Origin of the sequence: Novipirellula rosea, from assembly GCF_039541335.1 — a bacterium.
Classification (GTDB): Bacteria; Planctomycetota; Planctomycetia; order Pirellulales; family Pirellulaceae; genus Novipirellula; species Novipirellula rosea.
The window spans coordinates 1-1,261 of sequence record NZ_BAABGA010000038.1 but is presented as its reverse complement, the minus strand read 5'-3'; the positions used below and the strand labels follow the sequence as shown (position 1 = coordinate 1,261).

General features: G+C 55.2%; 1 protein-coding gene. It reads left to right on the top strand.

Annotation, left to right across the window (positions count from 1 at the left end; all coding sequences use genetic code 11):
* Window positions 1–278 (top strand): transposase (locus ABD971_RS15995; RefSeq protein ID WP_345323663.1); only part of this gene is annotated, 278 nt, incomplete at its 5' end.
* Window positions 279–1,261: the final 983 nt, after the last annotated feature.

Below are 1,261 nucleotides of genomic sequence, written 5' to 3'. Positions count from 1 at the left end.
GGTTCTTGCAGCACGTGCTGCCGCGCGGCTTTCAGAAAGTTCGCTACTACGGCTGGATGAGCCCCAACCATCGGATCCGTATCGAGGAAGTCCGTTGGATGGTCTGGTTGTTCTTGGGCTGGACGTTCACGCTGGCAATGTTAGCTCGTAAGGAAAGTCTCTCTCCTCCAGCGAGCCGCTGCACGGACTGCGGTGGTCCGTTGTCGGTCATCAAGATCACTGATCGAAACCACCGAGTGATCTATAGTCGCGGGCCACCGCTGGAAAAGGCGAGCTAAACGATGCGGCTTACGATCGTTCGAACCGTCAAAAACGAAGCGTCACCAGGAGTGCGGTCGCAGACGGTCTGCGCAGATCGCGAAACACAAGGCCCGCAGACGCATCGGCAGTCTCTCAGGAAACGCACAAAGCGGCCCAGTTGCTGGCTGCAACTCGGCACCCCGGGCCATCTCCGCCACCATCATCAGTCCTGCGGTCACGCGACAAGAAAGCAAAACCCTTCTTGAATTCTCCAGGCGATCGCTGAATCTTTAAAGCGTTCCACCGGCCTTCTTGAACCAAGGCCTTGAACATCGGCTCCGCTCGTGCCTCGCTCCGCGATGTCAAAGCCTTAATTGTTATCCGGCGTTTCGTTGTAAGTGCAGGGTGGTCTCGGAACGACCGCCGCTCCGAATCTGAATGCATTCTCCATCGCAAATCAGCTCGAATCAAGTGATATGCCGTTCGTTGCACTGGGAAAAACTGAAGCTCTGTGTTCGAACATGTCCGAGAATGTCCCGCACGGGATGCTTGAACCCACAATGCCCGTAAGTTCCGTGACACTCGTCAAAGGCCGTCCCTCAATCACTCGATTCTCCCATCGCGCTTCGAATTCTAAACCCTGCGAGTATCAAACCGATTGAGACTGCCAAAGTAACGACACCCAGCGGTAGACCGATATGTGCAAGGTGTGCGCGATATGTCGTAAACCCAAATGTTCGAACCCACGTTGCACCTAAAAGCATACCGACAGGTCCCGCAACAAAGCAAAACAGCATAGCGCAGCCTGAAGCAACGCTGAAGTATCGCCCACGTGGTCGACTTCGATCTCTCGCGGTTGGCGGTTCGTATGGATTCATTGATCGAGCCGGATAACGTCACCAATCACCCGTCGGCGACAAGAGATTATACATTTCAAAAACGCCCGACTTCGCCGCTCGGGTGCATTAGACTGTTATCCGTCAAGGAACTGCCGGCCCGGCTGCGGCCCGCATGATCAGTA